Genomic DNA, 14,317 nt, shown 5'->3' on the forward strand with positions numbered 1-14,317 from the left:
TAATAAATATAATTTATTATATTTTATTTAAATATTTATTTTCCTTAAATATGAAAGTATTAGTTTTAACTCTTTTACTTTCATAAAGCTTTCCATAAAAACATAATTTACATTATTATTTTCATCTACAGGAAGCATAATTTTTTGTTTTTTCATTCTTTCAGCATTAAATTTATAACCATATTTATATTTTATTTTTTGCTGTGTTATCATTTGTTTTAAAAATAAATAGCAGTATTTGTTTTGTGCTGACGGATTTATAAATGATAAACGTTTTACATCATCAGAAAAAACACATTGATAAGGATGATAAAACGAATCACAAACACTTCCATTATAATTAACACCAAGTATATTACTATCTAGCGATTCGTTTGTATTACTAATAAATGAAGTAATTCCGTTATTGAACTCCGTTGCTCCTATAAAAGGAATCTCTCCATCATTCATTTCTGATTTTGTAAGTCTAATCCCTGATCTTATTTCACAAATTTCTGATAAGAAAAATTCTTTTCAAGGAACATTCGATAATCAATTATTGTTTATATATATATATATTGTTCAAGATATTTAATAATCTCACTTATTTTTTTGTTTTCTATATTTTTGACAAAATTTTCCATATATAGTCAATTTGGATTACCTTGTTCATCAATTGGTAATATTATTTTTGTCCTGTTTAATCTGGACAATGTTGCACCATTACCACCTCAATTTAATTTTTCTATCTGTTTTTTTAACAAAATAGTCAAAAACATAGAATTATTCTTATTTAAATTTTCATTAGTTAATATTTGTATATTTTGCCCTGTAAAAAAATCATGCTCTTGATAAAAAACAGTTTGTGTGTCTAAACCAATAGTAATACAATTACCTTTATTAATTTTGTATTTTTTATCTTGATTTTCAGTAATAAACAAATTTATACCATTATTAACATTACTTCTTGTAATATATGGTATATTTCCTGATTTGGAATTCAACTTATTTTTATCTATACCACTATTCGTAGATTCGATAACAAACACACCATTTTCTCCACCAATAGAAAATTCGCTTCACTTTACATTTGTTAAAACCTCAGGAGAAACACTTAAACTCAATAATTTATTTTTGTAGTAAGTAAGTAAGTAAGTAAGTAACTACGTTGTTTTCCTTCTCTCTCTTTTATATAATTTTCCATAAATTTTCAATCTGGTTTTTCGTTATCATCAACTGGCAACATAATAATTTGATTTGACAGTCTTTTACTTGAACACATTCTATTGTATGAAAACAAATCTTTTAAAGAATTTTCAATAACACGAGCCAAAAACATACCTAGTTGAGCATTCATTTCGTAATCTTTTAATTCTAAAATATTTATTCTACCGTGTGAAACAGATAAAAAATTATAAGGTTGATAAAATACCTTACCAAACATACTAATAGTTATTTTATTTTTGGAAAAAAGCGGATTATTTTCAGTTTCAGTTTCCACAAAAGCTGTTACACCATTATTTACATTTCCTGCGGACATTAAAGGAATGTTTCCTACTTTCATTCCATCAGCCTTGTTATCTACTTTTGATAAATGAATATTAAATAAATCGCTGATTTTAAATTGAGATCAAACTTTATCATTTAAATTATATTTTTTCATTTTTTATCTATTTAAACTCTTTCTATTGTTTATTTTATTTTCCTTTTGAGGATCCTCGAAATTCTCTGAATTAAAAAGGTATTGACGACCATGGGTTATCATATTAACTTCAAAAGTTAGATAATCAGCAATTGTTTCTTCAAAATCAGCATCTGTTGGTAATTCATCATTAAAATAATAGAAAGAATGTAATCATTCATCAGTAGCTTCGATAGTAGTTTCTACACAAAATTTGCTTGGAGCTTTTATTTCATTATTTCACACCTCAAGAAGATATTGTTTTTTGTCTTTAGAACTTCCATCATCTATTAAACCAATATGTCTAAAAACAATATAACCGTCATCCTCAAAATTTATAAATTTAACTTTTGTATTTTTTTGATGTGGAATACCAGCAGTAAAAACACCTATACATGCATTAGTACCTACACCATAAAAAGTATTTTTATTTAATGTGATAACTCCATTAAGAGTATGTTTTTGTAAAATTCTTCTTTTCAATTCTTTTTCGAACTTAGTTTTACCTGTAAAAGTTGATTGTGGAACAATCACTATTGCTCTAGCTCCATCGGTCAAACTTTCTAATAAATGATTAATAAAATTTATTTCATATAATTCTGTATTATCAGATGAACCTTGTGAATAAGGTGGATTCATCATTCCAACCGTACAACCTTTTAATTGAAGTTGTTTCGGATTTTGTGATAGGAAGTCTTTATTTTCTAGATTACTTTTACCATCTCCTCTAAGGATCATATTAGTTGTTGCAATAGTGAACATGTAATCTTGTAATTCAATACCAAATAAACGATTTTTCTTAATATCCATTTTTTCAACTTCATTATCAGTTGAATCTACCATTTTATGCATTGCCGCAATTAGAAAACCAGCTGTACCACAACAAGGATCTAAAACTTTGTCAGTAGGTTTTAAATCGACTAAGTCACAAAAAAGTTCTGTGATATGTTTAGGAGTTAGAATGATACCTAAACTCTGACCATCACCACCTGAATAAGACATAAATTCACCATAAAATCTACCGATATAATCTTCTGTTGATGAGCTATACTTGATGTTTGTAAAAATAGAATTATAAAGAATTTTTGTGAAATATTTCAGTGGTGTTTCACCCAAATTAGGATTTATTTCATTAATTTTATTGTTGTCTCTAATAACATTAAATTGATTTAATAATTTATCTCTTTTAACTTCTGGACTAACGTTAACTCTTTTTAAATTGTCCTCTATAGCCTTGTAGATTTTCATTCCATCAGTGTTTATTGTATCTCCTGATAAATTATCAATTTCAAAGTTTTTATGTTCTATTTCAGATAAAGCTAATAAGATACCAGAAACGATTAATGGTTTATTTTTATCTTCTAAGTTACCATAATTTCTTAAATCTTCATGAAGTGATTTTGCTATTTTTAATATTTCTTCAGTTTTTAATTCTTCATTAGATTTAACTTGTAAAATTTCACGTTCATAATATTCATTTATATTTTGTTCATTAAACGAAACAAAAGTATGTATATCTTTTAATTCTTGGTACTCACCTCTTTCATTAACAAAAATAGGTGATATTTGATGGTGTTTTTCATCACCACTAATTCCAATTGCTATTATTTTTTTAAAAGATGTATTCTCTGCTAAATGTTTAGCATAAAACAACGCTCCGTTTACAGCGTACTCCATAATAGATTTTGTTGACTGATCTATTAAATTATTTTCATCTCTTTTTATATGCTTATCTAATGTACTTTTGTCTTCAATTACTATTAAAAAATCTTTAATCTTACCTACATATTCTGGATAACCAATTTTCTTTGTACCTTTTTTAGAAGCAGTTTTTAAAGCTTCAATAACTTCTTTAATATTACTTCCTTGGTAAACAAAGTTATTTTTTATTCCTACTTCTCTTAACATTTCATAAACTCATAAGTCGGTCATTGCTTCATTATTTTTCATTGAATCTCCTAGGACTTTTTATATTAACAATTAATATAAAAATAATACAAAATTATTAGTTTTTACATAGTATATTAGTTCGATATTGCAAAATAAAAGTCAGTATAAACTGACTAAAAATTAATGTGACAAGCAACATCTGGATGTTTGTCAGTATAATCTTGGTGATATTCTTCAGCTAGGTAGTAGTTTTGTAGTTTTAAAACTTCAGTTACAACTGGCTTATCGTAATTTTTGCTTAATTCACTAATTTTATTTAAAATCACATCTTTATCACTTTCAATTTCGTAATAAATACCATTACGGTACTGAGTTCCATGATCTGGTCCTTGGAAATTCAGTGCAGTCGGATCGATTACATCAAACAGTTTTTGTGCAACATCTGCTAATGATATTTTACTTTCATCAAAGTAAATTTCAGTGGTTTCTACTGCATTTGTACTTCCTGTGCAAACTTCTTTGTAACTAGGGTCTTCTAGATTAGAATTTGCATAACCAACTGTAGTAAAAATTACACCAGGGATTGTTTTAAAGTATCCTTGTACACCTCAAAAACAACCACCAGCAACATAAATTCGTTTCATAGTTTCCTTTCTGAATCAATAATTGCAAATATTTTACTAAAAAATTAGTTTTTAACAAAAATAAGGTGCAAAAACTGTACTTTTGTGAAAACTCATTTCATATTTTTGTTAAAAAATAATTTATAATATATTAATAGTTAATATATTATCTATAAATAAAATAAAAAGGAGTTTTATGAAAAAAGAATTATCAATTATCAAAAGAGCAATTGTTACCAATTACATTAATTTATTTTTTGGAATAATTGCAACTATTTTATTAATTATTGGATATGCAGTTTGAGGAGCAGCTTTAATTGCCACTGATAATAACGATGCGTTCACAAATATATTTGCTGGTGGCGGATTAGTATTACTTGCATTTATGTTAATTTTTGGAGTTGGAAGTTTTGTAATTTTTATTATTAATTTAATTTTCACAATTCAAGCTGCAGTCTTACAATCACCTATTAGAATAGCAGATAATTCAACTGCTAAAACCTTAATTTGAATCGGATTTGGACTTCAATTTTTCTTTAGTATTATTGGTGTAATTTTAATGTTAGTAGGACTATACAAACAAAAAACCGCTTTTACTCTAGAAGTTGCTGAAACAGTAGTTACTGAAGAATAATTATTTCAGAAAGGAAAAATGACAAAAGAATTATCAATTATTAAAAGTGCAATTATCACTAACTTTCTTCATTTATTCTTCGGAATAATTGCTTTAATTGCATTGTGAGTTGGACTTAGCTTATTTACATATTATTTAGCACCAACACCAGGACGCATACCACATGGTGAATCAGTTGGTGTAATTATTGGATGTGTGATTTGCATTTTTATAATACTTGCAGAATTTGTAATTTTTATGCTTAATTTAGTATTCACAATTCAAGCTGCTTTATTAAAGCACCCAACCAATGAAATTGATAGCTCATCAAACAAAACACTTATTTGAGTAGGGTTTGGATTGCAATTTGTTTTTGGACTTGTAGGTTCAATTTTAATGCTAGTTGGACTTTTCAAACAAAAAAGCTTATTCCAAGATGAAACAACTCAATTCTAGAAATCTCACGAACTAATTGTTCGTGTTTTTTATACTTCTTAAGCTATTTATTTACTTTAAAAAATTAAACAAGTAAAATTTTATTATTAAGAATAGGTGGTGAAATGAAAAGACATTTATTGCAAGATATGTTAGATAAATATTGCCCTGATGGAGTGGAATATTATAAATTAGATGAACTAGTTAAACTAAGAAATGGTGCTAAACCAGATAAAGGAATGTTAAATTCCAAAATTCTTTCAGATGAATATGAATATGAATTTTGGAATTCTGGTATGGAACCAATGGGTAAATACCATTCATGAAATACTCCAAAAAATTCGCTCATTATTTCTAAGGTTGGAAATGCAGGATGACCTACATGAGTTAACACTGATTTCTGAGCTGGTGATAATGTGTTTATTTTCGATTTTAAAATTGAAATGAATCATAAATACATGTATTACTTTTGATTAAATATACATAACTGAATAAAAATTAACTTGTGAAATAAAGCAGCCCTTACTTATGTAAGAACGAAAGACTTATATGAAATTACAGTTCCTTTACCACCGATAGAAATTCAAAATAAGATTGTAGAAGTATTGGATATGTTAGCGGAGCTAACAGCGGAGCTAACAGCGGAGCTAACAGCGGAGCTAACAGCGGAGCTAACACTTCAAGAAAATAAATTTAATCATTATTTAAATTTTGTAATGGATAAATTCGAATATTTAGAGACTGTAGAATTAAATGATATATGCATAGTTAAAAAAGGCGAACCAATAAATAAAAGAAAATCACCAACAATTGGATTTAAATATTATAATGGTGGTTCAAAACCCACTGCTTATTGAAATGATTGAAACACAAAACCAAATACATTAATTATGAGTAGTGGTGGTGCAAATGCTGGTTTTGTAAATTGAGTAGAAGAAAAGTTTTGAGCAGGTCCAGATTGTTTTATTTTTTATGAAAAAGATAATATCAACTTATTATTTTTATACTATTGATTTTTATATAAGCAAAAATTTATCAGTTTAAATTTAAAATATGGTGCTGCAATACCCCATGTCAAAAAATCATCTTTAATGAAAATGGAGTTCCCTTGTGTGTCTTTAGAAACACAACAAGAATTCTCTGAAAAACTTTATTTTATGCACAAATATTTTAAAAACACTTTTGATGTACTACCTAAGCTTATCGAACTCGAAAACAAACGATTTAATTACTATCTTAACAAACTTTTTGATTTTGAATAATTTTGCACAGCATAATATGCTGTGCTTTTTTATACAAAAAAATCCCAACCATGTAGGTTGAGATATTAAATTATTTTCAGAATTCTTTCTTTCAATTTTCAATTTCTTGTGGTGTTCCTAAAACGTAGTGATCGTCATTAATTTTAATTCATTCTGGTTGAATTTCATCTGTATATCCGTGAATTGCTGGATTATACACATAACCAATTAATGAACCCTTAGTTCCATGAATAGAAGGGACAGCGTCTAGAAGACTCTTTGTATAAGGGTGTAATGAATGTTTCATAATCTCTTCAGTTTTACCAATTTCAAGCAGTCTTCCACGGTTCATAACTGCAATACGGTCAGAAATATATTCAACCATACGTAAGTCGTGAGCAATGAATAAAATTGTTAAGTTGTATTTTTCTTTAAGCTCGTTAAAGATATTAACAACTTGAGCTTGAATAGAAACGTCTAGAGCAGAAATAGGTTCATCAGCTACAAGTAATTGTGGACGAAGCACAACAGAACGAGAAATACCAATTCTTTGTTGTTGTCCCCCTGAGAATTCTAATGGATAACGTCTAAGCACACTTTCATCAAGTCCAACACTTTTTAGCATTTCAACTACTAAAAATCTTTTACATTGTTTTTCTGAAAGTTTGTTTAATTCATCACGTTCAGCTTTTTTATTAAGTAAAAATTCATAAGCTTCTTTAGAAGCTAATGTTTGAATGTCACTTAACATTCTTTCATATAAAGCTGCATATGCTGCATTTTCATCTTTAGCAATTGCGATATTTAATTCTTTTCTAAAGTCTCCAAATAAAACTTTGTGTTCTGCTTCATTTAAAAATTGTGTATATAACTCTTTTTCAACTTCTTGGTCAAAGTTATATAAATAAATTTCTTTAGCATTTTTAGTGTTTTCAAGTCCTTCAGATACAACTGCTTCAACATTTACGTGTGGGTTTAATGAGTTAGCTGGGTCTTGGAAAATCATTTGAACTTTATTAACCATAAAGTTTTCAATTTCTTTATATTCTTTTAATTTTTTACCTACTTTAAATCCACGTTTAAGTTTCTTAGGTAAAGTTTTTTCAAGTAATTTGATTTCTCCAAAACTATAAGGAACAAGTCCAACTAATGTTTTACCGATAGTACTTTTACCACTTCCAGATTCTCCAACAAGTCCAAGTACTTCACCTTGGTAAATGTTTAATGAAAAGTCTGAAACAGCTTTGAAAGCATTTGAACCTGAACCATAAGTAATATCAACATTTCTTAATTTAACTAGAATATCTTCGTTATGCTTTGGTGTAAGCATATCTTCTAAACCATCTGTTAAGTAACGATAGTAAGTTACTTCTTGAAACAATTTACGTTTTGTTTCAGTATACATTGGTTTATCAATAACTTGTTCTTTTTGTTCTTTCATAGTTATTTAGCTAAACGAATAACTTTTTCTGAACCATTAGTTGCATTTTTTGCAACTACTTCAGATAAGTTATTTTTAGCAGCATATTCCTTTCATAATTGTTGAATTACTTTTGGTGGTTCATATGCAGGCGCATTAACATCAAGTAAAGCACTTTTAACACGGTGTGTTTCTGATAATCAGTAAAAGTCAGGCTCTTTTTCAAAATCAATTCCTAAAGCATAATCGTTTCTAGGCGCGAACGCATCACCAACAATGTTGTTTAAGCTAGCTGGCACACTTCCACGAATTGTTTTAAGTCTTGTTCCTGTGTTAACATCAGGCATACTTGAGATTAACCCTCAAGTATATGGGTGTTGTGGAAACTCTAGAATTTCTCTTGCAGTTCCTTCTTCAATAATTTGACCAGCGTACATAATTGAAATGTAATCACTAATAGAAGCAACAACCCCTAAGTCGTGAGTAATGAATACGATTGATAAGTGTAATTTTTCTTGTAAGTCTTTAATAACGTCTAATACTAAAGCTTGAACAGTTGGGTCTAAAGCTGTAGTAGGTTCATCCATAACTAAAATCTTAGGTTCTAAAGCAACAATCGCAGCAATAACTACACGTTGGATCATTCCCCCTGACATTTCGTGAGGATAAAGCTTCATCACAGCTTCTGGATCGGCAATCTTAGTCATTTTAAGATATTCAATTGCTCTAGCGTATGCTTCTTTACGGTTTTTTACCACCTTGTTAATAAGCATACCTTCCATAATTTGTTCTCCAACTTTCATAGTTGGATTTAATGTAGACATTGGGTTTTGGAAAACAGCAGAAACAACTTTTCCACGGTATTTTGAACGTTCTCAGTCTTTTAAAGTAAAGTGTTCAACATTGTTATTGTATAGTTTGATTTCACCACTATCAATTACAGCATTATCACCAGTTAATCCATATAGAAGTGAGGTAATAACACTCTTTCCACTTCCTGATTCACCGATAATAGCATGAACCTTACCTTCGTAGATTTGAATACTTGGTCCACGAAGAACCTTGTTTTTTTCTCCTGGACGTGCTGGGTTAGTGAATGATAAATAAATATCATCAATTTGAGCAGCAACTTTTAATTTTGTCCCATCGTTAAATGTTTTGTATTGTACATCTTTGTAAAATTCTTCTCAGTTAAAAACTTTGTCTCTTTTACGTGAGAAGTTAAAGCTATCTAAGAAACTTTTAAAAGCAGAAACGTGTTTCTTTTTCTTTTTGTCGTTTGTGTGTGACATTTGTTTCTCCTATCTTTGTCTTCTTAAAGCATCTTGCACACTAGCACCAATAAGTTGCACACTAGCTGTAATTGCGATTAAGAATGCTGATGGTACAAATACATATCTTAAGAATGTAGGGAATATTTTTTGTCCTTCTGAAATTAAGTTTCCTAATGTTGGAACATCATCAATTGCAAGTCCAATGAATGCAAGTGATGTTTCAGAAAGAATTACACCAGGGATTGTGAAAACAAGTTGTGTAATTAAGATTGGTAAAATAACTGGAACATAGTTTTTAAGGATTTTATACATTGGAGTTCCAAGAACTCTAGATGCAGCTACTCATTCAAGGTGTTTAGCACGTTTAACTTGTGCTCTAATTTGGTTAGCCATTCCAATTCATCCTGTTAATGATAATGAGAAAACAACAACTCAGAAGCTAGGACTTAAAATAATAGTTAAAAGAATTAAGATGATGATACTTGGAACAACAGAGATAATTTTGATGATGAAAGTCATAATCTTATCAAAGAGTTCAAATTGCCCCATCATAATTCCGATTGAAAGTCCAATAATAACTTCGATTGCAGTAACAGCAAGAGATAAGGCAAGTGAATAACGCATACCTCATCAAAGTCTTGCTCAGAAGTCTCTACCTACACTATCAGTTCCAAGAATGTGGTAAATTCCACGTGAATCTGTTTCACCAATAGTTAAGTTTTTATCAATAACATATGAAGAGTTAGGGTCTTGAGTTGTAAATGGAATGATAATAGATGCAACGATGATTGTAACTAAAAGTAAAAATCCAAAAACACCAGCGAAGTTTTGTGAAAAACGATAAACAAATTCTTTAAATAAGTTTGCTTCTTTTCCTAAGTGACTTCCTTCGTTATATTCAAAAGTGTTTCCAATAATTTTTCAAGCTTGATAGTTAAATGGTTGAGCTAATGGGTTTGGTCCATCTTTTTCAATTGGTTCAGCATTATTTTCTTTGGCTCTAATTTTGTCAGCTCTATTTTTAAATCATAAAGCTATTTTGTTTTTAGGCTGGTTTTTATCCATTATTTACCTCTTCTTCTAACACGTGGGTCAATTGCTTCGTAAAGAATATCACGTGTTGCATATGAAAGGATTGTAAGGAGAGCAAAGATAATAATTAAGAAAAGAATAACGTTGTAGTCTTTTGTTTGAATTGCTTGTAAAAGTGTAGCTCCTGAACCAGGAATGAAGAAGATTTGTTCGATGAAAATACTTCCGATAAATGAACCGAAAATAACAGCTGGGAAAAATGTTGCAATAGGGAATAAAGCAGGTTTAAGTGCGTGTTTTCACACGAAACGGCTTTTTGTAAGTCCTTTTAAGTATGCAAATTTAGCGTGAACTGAGTTAAGTTCTCTGTTAAGTTCTGTTCTGATGTATTTAATATAAACAATAATACTTCCAAGTGAAAGTGCAATACCAGGTAGAATGTAGGTACTAAAATCATTAGCATCGAATACATAAGGTATGCCGACTACCCGACCAATAAAGATTAAGATTAAAGCGAAAATAATTGAAGGTACTGATGAGAAAATACTTACTAACACAGTAGCAACGTTATCAACGATACCACCTGGGTTTTTACCAACTCAAATACCAAGTGAAATTCCGATTGTTACTGTTAAGAAAACAGATCAAATTCCAACTAAGAATGATTTATAGAAACGAGTTCAAATAAATGCATTAATTTCTTGTCCAGGGAATAATGATAAAGAAATACCAAAATCACCGTGGAATAAGTTATGTATGTAATTTACATAACGTTGCATAAGTGGTAAGTTAAGTCCGTATTTTTGCTCAATTGCTTCACGAATACTTGCATCTTTAGCAGAAGCTACAAGTGAGTTAGAACCAGGAACGGCGTTAATTAAGAAGAATGTGATTGAAATAACAATTAAACCAATGATAAGAAACTCAGCAAAGATTTTTACCATTTTTCATAAACCTTTTAAAATAGGTGAATCAATTGCTGTTAATCTTTTGAAAATTGAAATTTCTTCATTACGGTTTGACTTGAAGATAACTTTGTTATCACTGTAAACCATTTTTTTGTTTTTATCCATTAACTTTCACCTCCTAATTTTCTTGGTAATCCTGGTCTTGGTGGTTTAGTAACGTCGTATGCATATTGTAAATCAAATGTATAAACACCTGAAATACCAGCAAGTTTTGTTACTTCTCAGTTAGTATCAACTTCCATTAAAGGAACTACCATACTTGCATCTCTAACGATTTTTTCAAATGATGCAATTAATCCGTAGATGTAGTCTTGTGCTCATCCTTGAGCTAATTCATCATTTGTAAAGTTACCTGAGAAAAATGCATTTAATCTATCTGTATATTTTTGAATTGTTTCTGTACTTCTTTGGAATGATAAATCGATTACTTTTAATCAGAAATCAAGTTTAGCACCCATTTTAGTTTCGACAATTCCTTCGTTTAATCTTTCTCTTGTTTTAGTTGTTATTTTCGCAATTTCTTCAATTCCATATTTATCAATAGCTCAGTTAACAGCAGCATGTCTTAATTTAGTAATTTGAATGTTGCTGTTAGTACTTAAAAGATATTGAAGCATATCTTTAACAAATCTTTGTGAGTATACTTGTTTATCAGTAACATCACTATTTAATAATTTGTCTGAGAATTGTGCAAAGTATTTTTCAGCAAACCCAATAATTTTTGGTTTGTTTTGTGATTCCTTAGCTTCATTAAATTCAGCTTTAATTGTTTCATCTTGATTAATTAATTTCATTAATTCATCAGCTTCTGGTTTTAAAGCTTCTTCTAATGAACCATTAAATAATTCATTAACTAATAACTTAGTAAAGTAATCAGCATAAATGTAATCACCTACTGGGTTATCTTTAAATCCGAACTCACTTCCTTCAAGTGTGTTAATTCCATCACGTTTGAAGAAAGCAGCAATATAGTCTTGAGCAGAGTTTCCACCAATTTTATCGTAGTTTTGGTAAACAAAGTCAAATTGACCTGTTTCGTAGAAGCTACCAAAAACGTTTTCTGGTAAGCTCTTAATTTCAACACGAATAAATCCATCACTCATAGCTTCGATTTTTTCTTTTAAGAATTGTCCAGCTTTCTTTTGTTCATCTGAAGAGTTATTTAAGTATTTTAAAGTAATACCTTCAAGCCCTGGGTGAGCTTTTTTGAATTCTTCAAGATAGAATTTAGCTGTGTCTAAATCGTAACCATAATCAGTTCTAACTGTGTTTTCAAAGTTAAATGATTTTGAAAGGTGCACGATGTAGTCATAGTTTAAAAGTTCAAATTGTTTTCCGTTTTTAGCACCAATTTTCTTTTGGTTAAAGAACATTTCAAGGTTTCTTCCATCGAATGTTTTATATTGTCCGTAAGCTGTTCAGTTTGTAACAGGGAATGAGAACTCTCATCCTACGTAACGTAACATTTCTTCACGGTCAAGTGCATAGAAAATAGCGTTTCTGATGTTTTGATCTTGAATGTAACTGTGTGCGTTTGTTTCAGGGTCAAGGTTAAATCCTAAAGCGATTGTTCCATATCCTGAGTTTTTCTTTAAATATTGTTTTGTTTCTGGATTAGTTCAGAAATTATTAATTTCATTTCCAGGAATGATTGTTTGTGAAATGTACCCATCTTTAAAGAAGATAGCGTTAATGTTCTTTTCAGTTGAGAAAAGAATTTTAATTCTACGTGGAATAACGTTATCAACATCAAAGTAATCTTCGTTTTTAGTTAAAACGATGCTTCCTTGCGGTCCAAGAATAACATCATCAGGTGACATGTTAAATGGTCCACTAGTTAAGAATTTTTTCGCTGTTGTTCCGTATTCTGAAATTCCACCAACTTCGGTTTCAACATATTTACGGTTGATTGGGTAAAGTTGCATCATAATGTGAGTTAATAAGAATGATAAATCAGGAGTTTTGTTTTCATCAAAAATCATTGTGAAGCTGTTTTCATCAAACGCTAATGATTTAATTGCTGGTTTAATTGTTTGTTCAACTGATTTAAACTCAAATGATTGGTATGGATTAATAAATGGGTTTTTAACTAATGTAACTTCCACGATTTTATTTGGATTAGCAGCATCACGAATTTTGAATTTTTGATTATCTGCTGCAAGGTTAAAATCAGGGTTAATGTCTAAGTTTTTAATAATGTCTTGGTTGCTGTAATCTAAGAAAATCTGTCCAGTGTAAAATCCAAATTTTAAAGCAGCTTTTTTAATTGCTTCAACTTCTTGATCGTCACCTTTAATTTGTGATTCTCAAACTTTAGCTGTTGGATCTTGTACGTAACGATATTGACTTAATTCACTTTTAATGTATGGACGTCTACCTCATGGGTTTTTGTAGAATTGACCGTGCTTTTTGTTGTATTCAACTTGAGCGTTAGTAAATTCTTCAGCAGCATGAATAGACATTTTCTTGATTTGGTCGAATTTTTCAGAACCATTGTTGTAATCAAGAATGTATTCTAAGTAGTCTCTTAAGTCTTGTGCTGTAACAATATCACCATTTGATCAAACGTTTTTACCGTTATTTACAATACCGGTAATTGCCATATAGTTGTTTGAGTTTTTAGGGTTAGCAAAAGCATAAACAGTAGAACCTTCACGGTATCCTTCACCTTCACTTGCTCTTCCTAAACCACCAAACACTTGGAAGTCATGTAATCCATAAGCTGATCCAAGAACATTGCCATATCCTTTTTCATCAGCTAATTTAGAAGTATTCGGACCACCTTGTGGGTTTGTTTTAGTTTTATCAAAGTAGAAATCAAAACTTGAAGAACCTTGACCAGCATTAGTATCAACCATTACCATGTTGTATTTTGCAGTGTTTAAAACACTCTTTAAAGCATCTGTTGGTCCGTTTTTTAGAAACGCATCAACTAATGAAGGAGCAATTTTATTAACTGATTGTTTTAAAACATAGTTTAAATTGTTAAGTGGTTCTGTAGCTAAACCTAAATCGTAGTTTGCTGGATCTAATTTCTGGAATGGATTTGGATCAGTTTGTTTAGTTTCATCATCACATCTAGCTGCGACAACTGGTACAGCAGTAAATGCTGAAGCAACTAATAAAACCTGTCCAAGTCTTTTTGTAAACTTTTTCATATT

Annotated in this window: 13 protein-coding genes; 3 read left to right on the top strand and 10 right to left on the bottom strand. The window is 29.7% G+C overall.

The genetic code is table 4. The features are described 5' to 3' along the window. Positions 1-27: 27 nt before the first annotated feature. From ACPYPZ_RS02770 to msrA, 5 genes are all read right to left on the bottom strand, one after another. Positions 28-570, bottom strand: coding sequence for a restriction endonuclease subunit S (locus ACPYPZ_RS02770; RefSeq protein WP_426461629.1), 543 nt, complete (start codon positions 568-570; stop codon positions 28-30). After that, positions 543-1,103: a restriction endonuclease subunit S gene (locus tag ACPYPZ_RS02775; protein ID WP_426461054.1), complete on the bottom strand. Its 561-nt coding sequence runs from the start codon at positions 1,101-1,103 to the stop codon at positions 543-545. Before ACPYPZ_RS02775 ends, ACPYPZ_RS02770 begins: the two co-directional genes overlap by 28 nt. Beyond that, entirely contained in the window at positions 1,094-1,642 is a 549-nt protein-coding gene (locus tag ACPYPZ_RS02780) for a restriction endonuclease subunit S (protein ID WP_426461055.1), read from the bottom strand. Before ACPYPZ_RS02780 ends, ACPYPZ_RS02775 begins: the two co-directional genes overlap by 10 nt. Before the next feature lie 3 nt (positions 1,643-1,645). Further along, positions 1,646-3,610, bottom strand: coding sequence for an HsdM family class I SAM-dependent methyltransferase (locus tag ACPYPZ_RS02785; protein WP_426461056.1), 1,965 nt, complete (start codon positions 3,608-3,610; stop codon positions 1,646-1,648). A 113-nt stretch (positions 3,611-3,723) separates the two neighbouring features. Next, positions 3,724-4,194 (bottom strand): peptide-methionine (S)-S-oxide reductase MsrA, encoded by a 471-nt coding sequence (gene msrA / locus ACPYPZ_RS02790; RefSeq protein ID WP_426461057.1) that lies wholly within the window; start codon positions 4,192-4,194, stop codon positions 3,724-3,726. Between the two features lie 175 nt (positions 4,195-4,369). On the opposite strand from msrA, the gene ACPYPZ_RS02795 reads away from it, so the two are divergent. The 3 genes from ACPYPZ_RS02795 (at position 4,370) to ACPYPZ_RS02805 (ending at position 6,483) form a co-directional block, all read left to right on the top strand. Continuing rightward, on the top strand, positions 4,370-4,807 hold the full coding sequence (locus ACPYPZ_RS02795; protein WP_426461058.1) for a hypothetical protein: 438 nt from the start codon (positions 4,370-4,372) through the stop codon (positions 4,805-4,807). An 18-nt stretch (positions 4,808-4,825) separates the two neighbouring features. Further along, on the top strand, positions 4,826-5,242 hold the full coding sequence (locus ACPYPZ_RS02800) for a hypothetical protein (protein WP_426461059.1): 417 nt from the start codon (positions 4,826-4,828) through the stop codon (positions 5,240-5,242). A 104-nt stretch (positions 5,243-5,346) separates the two neighbouring features. Beyond that, positions 5,347-6,483: a restriction endonuclease subunit S gene (locus tag ACPYPZ_RS02805; RefSeq protein ID WP_426461060.1), complete on the top strand. Its 1,137-nt coding sequence runs from the start codon at positions 5,347-5,349 to the stop codon at positions 6,481-6,483. A 70-nt stretch (positions 6,484-6,553) separates the two neighbouring features. Here ACPYPZ_RS02805 and ACPYPZ_RS02810 read toward each other — a convergent pair whose 3' ends face one another. Genes ACPYPZ_RS02810 through ACPYPZ_RS02830 form a run of 5 tightly spaced genes read right to left on the bottom strand, consistent with a single transcriptional unit; the run spans position 6,554 to position 14,314 of the window. Then, on the bottom strand, positions 6,554-7,867 hold the full coding sequence (locus tag ACPYPZ_RS02810; protein ID WP_426461630.1) for an ABC transporter ATP-binding protein: 1,314 nt from the start codon (positions 7,865-7,867) through the stop codon (positions 6,554-6,556). Positions 7,868-7,905: 38 nt separating this feature from the next. Next, positions 7,906-9,174 carry an ABC transporter ATP-binding protein gene (locus ACPYPZ_RS02815; RefSeq protein WP_426461061.1) on the bottom strand — a complete coding sequence of 423 codons (1,269 nt, stop codon included), beginning with the start codon at positions 9,172-9,174 and terminating at the stop codon, positions 7,906-7,908. Between the two features lie 9 nt (positions 9,175-9,183). Continuing rightward, a complete protein-coding gene (locus ACPYPZ_RS02820; protein WP_426461062.1) occupies positions 9,184-10,221 on the bottom strand; it encodes an ABC transporter permease in 1,038 nt (345 codons plus the stop codon). Next, positions 10,221-11,261: an ABC transporter permease gene (locus tag ACPYPZ_RS02825; protein WP_426461063.1), complete on the bottom strand. Its 1,041-nt coding sequence runs from the start codon at positions 11,259-11,261 to the stop codon at positions 10,221-10,223. The genes ACPYPZ_RS02820 and ACPYPZ_RS02825 overlap by 1 nt, the downstream gene beginning before the upstream one ends. Further along, positions 11,261-14,314: an ABC transporter substrate-binding protein gene (locus ACPYPZ_RS02830; RefSeq protein WP_426461064.1), complete on the bottom strand. Its 3,054-nt coding sequence runs from the start codon at positions 14,312-14,314 to the stop codon at positions 11,261-11,263. The genes ACPYPZ_RS02825 and ACPYPZ_RS02830 overlap by 1 nt, the downstream gene beginning before the upstream one ends. Between the last annotated feature and the right edge of the window lie 3 nt (positions 14,315-14,317).

This window comes from Mycoplasma hafezii (assembly GCF_049942695.1).
In the GTDB taxonomy this organism is placed as follows: domain Bacteria; phylum Bacillota_I; class Bacilli_A; order Mycoplasmatales; family Metamycoplasmataceae; genus Mycoplasmopsis; species Mycoplasmopsis hafezii.